This is a genomic window from Blastococcus sp. SYSU DS1021 (assembly GCF_054050995.1).
Genome location: NZ_JBJHAL010000050.1, coordinates 1 through 3,199 on the forward strand (window position 1 = coordinate 1; position 3,199 = coordinate 3,199).

The 3,199-nt window shown below is 79.8% G+C and carries 3 protein-coding genes; 2 read left to right on the forward strand and 1 reads right to left on the reverse strand.

The features are described from left to right. Positions 1 to 197: 197 nt before the first annotated feature. A complete protein-coding gene (locus ACI8AP_RS20940) occupies positions 198 to 1,442 on the forward strand; it encodes a hypothetical protein (RefSeq protein ID WP_456591303.1) in 1,245 nt (414 codons plus the stop codon). Between the two features lie 29 nt (positions 1,443 to 1,471). Then, the gene (locus ACI8AP_RS20945) at positions 1,472 to 2,770 is read left to right on the forward strand and encodes a class F sortase (RefSeq protein WP_456591304.1); all 1,299 of its coding nucleotides are present in this window, start codon (positions 1,472 to 1,474) and stop codon (positions 2,768 to 2,770) included. 66 nt (positions 2,771 to 2,836) lie between these two features. On the opposite strand, the gene ACI8AP_RS20950 is transcribed toward ACI8AP_RS20945, so the two are convergent. Further along, positions 2,837 to 3,046 (reverse strand): hypothetical protein, encoded by a 210-nt coding sequence (locus tag ACI8AP_RS20950; RefSeq protein ID WP_456591305.1) that lies wholly within the window; start codon positions 3,044 to 3,046, stop codon positions 2,837 to 2,839. Between the last annotated feature and the right edge of the window lie 153 nt (positions 3,047 to 3,199).

Consider the following 3,199-nt stretch of genomic DNA (forward strand, 5'->3'; position numbering starts at 1 on the left):
CCCGGCCCGGCCGCCGCCGCGGCGCGGGCCACCGCCCCCCCCCCCCCCCCCCCCCCCCCCCCCCCCCCCCCCCCCCCCCCCCCCCCCCCCCCCCCCGGCTCACGTCGCCCGGCGTGTCACCCGGGACATCCGGGACACCTGGGGCGCACCATGCCCAGGACGGTGACGAGCCCCTGGCCTTCTGCGAGGATGAACCCATGAGCGACCCCCGCCGTGACATGCCGATGCACGAGGCGCAGCACTCCTTCGACGTCGTCCTGCGGGGGTACGACCGCAACCAGGTCGCCGACACGATCGAACGGCTGGAGGCGGACTTCCGCATCGCGCTGGCCGACCGCGACGCCGCCGTCGAGCGCTCGGCCGACCTGGCCAGCCAGCTGTCGGCCCTGCACGGCGAGGTCGAGTCGCTGCGGCGCAAGGCCGCGACCGCCGCCGCCCCCACGTTCGAGAACATCAGCGAGCGCATCCAGCACATGCTGCAGCTGGCGGAGGAGGAGGCGGGCGAGATCCGGCGGGCCGCCGAGCTCGACGCCCAGGCCGTCCGCGAGCAGACCGACGCCGAGGAGCGCGCGCTGCAGGAGCGGCACGCGGCCGGGCAGGCCGAGGTCGAGCGGATGATCGCCGAGGCGCGGCAGGCCGCCGAGCAGATCATGCAAAAGGCGCAGCAGCGGGCCGACGAGCTGGTCGCCAAGGCGCAGGAGCGGGTGGCCCGCCTCGACGCCGAGTCGCAGGCCCGCCGGGCGAAGGTCGAGGAGGACTTCGACATCGCGCAGCGCGCCCGCCGGGCCGAGGCCGCCCAGGCCGAGGAGGAGCGCGAGCGCGTCTCCACCCAGGCCGCACGCCAGCGGATCGCCGCCGCCGAGCAGCACGCCGCCCAGCTCGTCGCCGACGCCGAGGCGCGCGCCGAGGCGATCCGCGAGGTCCGCGACGAGCTCACCAGCCGGCTGGTGCAGGCCCGGCGGCTGCTGGACAGCCTCCCCGACCTCGGCGACCGCGCGCAGCAGTCCCGCGACGACGCCGACACCGAGCGGCGCGCACAGCACGCCGCACCCACGGGCGAGGCCGGTCAGCGGCAGCCCGCAGCCCCGCAGACCGCCCCCCAGCAGACAGCTCCGCAGCAGCAGGCGGCCCCGGCGGAGCGGCCGGAGCGCGCGCAGGCGCCGGCACCCGCCGGCCAGGCCCCCGCAGCGGTCGCCGGCCCCCAGACCGGGCAGCAGCCCGCCGTCCAGGCCCCCCGGGCCGAGGGCGAGTCCGCCGCGGCGCGCCAGCCGACCCGCCCCGAGCCGGTGACCGCCACGTTCCCGGCGGTCACGCGCGCGGAGCCGACCACCCGCGCGCTGCCCCTGCCGTCGCGGCCGAACACCACGGGGTCGACCCCGGCTGCGCAGGCCGCCCCGACGACGCAGTCGATCGACGAGCCGGTGGGCCAGGGGCGCTCCTGATCCCCCGGTACCGCCCTGCGACAGCCCGCGTGACCCCGGACCCCCGTGTCCGGCCGGCACGCGGGCTGTCGGCGCTCCTGGCCCTGCTGCTCCTCGCGCTGCCGGCCGTGCTGGGCGCGCCGGGTCGCGCGGCCGCCGACGAGCCGCGGTCCGGCCTCCTGCGGGTCGCCCACCTCTCGCCCGACACCCCGGCGGTCGACGTCTCGCTGACCGCGGCCGCACCTCCCGGTGAGGTCCTCGTCGACCCGGGGCCCGTCGTCGCGGCGGGGCTGGGGTACGGCGCGGTGGACGCCTACGCCGAGCTGCCCGCCGGCGCGTACGCGGTCAGCGTCCGGGCCGCCGGTGCGTCCGCCGGTACCGCCCCGGTGCTCTCGGCCCGCGTCGACCTCTCCCCGGGGCGGGCCCGGACCGTGGCGCTCACCGGCACCTTCGCCGACCTGACCCTGCAGCCGCTCGACGACGACCTGAGCCCTCCGCCGTCCGGCGCCGCCCGGGTGCGGGTGCTCGCCGCCGCGCCCGCGGCCACCCCGCTCGACGTCGTGCTGGCCGACGGCCCGGTGCTCGCGGCCGGTCTGGGCTTCCCGGACGCCGGGCCGCCCGTCGTCGTGCCGGGTGGCCGGCACCACGCCCTGGTGCCGGCCACCGGCGCCGAAGCCGAGCTGGACCTGCCCGCCGGCTCGATCCGCACGGTGCTCGCCCTGCAGCGCCCCGGCGGCGGCGTGGAGCTGCGAGTGGTCGCGGACGCCACCGGCCCCGCCGTCCGGCCGGTGGGCGGGGTGGAGGCCGGCGGTGGTGGGGCCGGCGCGGTCGGCGGCTGGCTCCCCCGCACCGTCTCCGTCCTGGCCGGCGCGCCCTGGCGCGCCGCCGCACGATCAGCGGAGCCCGCCGCCGCCCCGGTGCGGCTGCGCATCGCCACAGCGGAGATCGACGCCCCGCTGGTCGCGGCCGGGCTCGACGGCTCCGGCGCCCTCGTCCCTCCGGCGGACCCCTCCGTGGCGGGCTGGTACTCCAGGGGCCCGCGCCCGGGCGCCGCCGGCCCGGCGGTGCTCACCGGGCACGTCGACTGGGCCGGTCGCGCCGGGGCGCTCGCCGGACTGGGCGGGGTGGCCCCCGGGGACGAGGTGCTGGTGGACCGGGGCGACGGGACGACGGCCCGCTTCCGGGTCACCGCCGTCGACCGGTACGCCAAGGCGGAGTTCCCGGGGACGACGGTCTACGCGCCGACCCCCGGGCCCCAGCTGCGGATCATCACCTGCGGCGGGGCGTTCGACCCGGCGACGGGCAGCTACCGGGACAACGTGGTGGTGTCGGCCGAGCTCGTGACCTGATGGAACGGCCCCGCTGCAGGGGCCCGCGCCGAGCTCGCGACGCGTGGGGGGCAGCGGGGTCCTTCTTCAGCGACGCCGGGCGCGCGACCGCCAGCACACGGTGTGCCAGTGCCGGCGCCGGTCGGCCGCCGACTCGACGTCCCAGGGCTCGAGGTCGGAGTCCCGCAGGTAGGCCGGCCAGGTGACCACGTGCGGCGTCCCCGGGCGGATCTCCTGGTCGCAGCCGGGGCAGCGGTAGGTCTTGCCGGTCGAGCTGCCGGTGACCGGCCGGACCACCCAGTCCCCGTCACCGGACTCCTCGACGGCATCGACGGAGCGGGGGGGGGGGGGGGGGGGGGGGGGGGGGGGGGGGGGGGGGGGGGGGGGGGGGGGGGGGGGGGGGGGGGGGGGGGGGGGGGGGTTTCCAGCGCGCGTGGTGGGGGGGGGGGG

What these genes read in the sequence shown, in the direction of transcription:
- ACI8AP_RS20940 (WP_456591303.1), top strand. Translation starts at nt 198, where the DNA reads ATGAGCGACCCCCGCCGTGACATGCCGATGCACGAGGCGCAGCACTCC.